At 38.5% G+C, this 252-nt stretch carries 1 protein-coding gene; it reads right to left on the bottom strand.

Annotated features, from left to right (window positions below):
• On the bottom strand, positions 1-252 hold a 252-nt coding region (locus AAEY75_RS16295), incomplete at both ends, for a bile acid:sodium symporter (protein WP_352260195.1).

Raw genomic sequence — 252 nt, 5'->3', positions numbered from 1 at the left:
ACCCAATACCGACACCATCGGTAATATCTCGGTGACGAACTCGATCTTTTTACCCAAAAATTTGTGGAAAATAACCCCTAATAATATCGGTAAAATAACGATTTTAGTAATGGTTAGCATCATACTGGCTAAATCAATATCAATCAATTGACCGGCAAAAATATTTAACAGAATAGGCGTCAAAAAAGGCGCAAGTAGGGTGGATATAGAAGTAATGGCAACACTTAGCGCCACGTCGCCTTTGGCTAAGAA

Source organism: Psychrobacter sp. TB55-MNA-CIBAN-0194, assembly GCF_040309505.1.
GTDB lineage: Bacteria > Pseudomonadota > Gammaproteobacteria > Pseudomonadales > Moraxellaceae > Psychrobacter > Psychrobacter fozii.
This window is presented reverse-complemented; position numbering and strand designations above follow the sequence as displayed.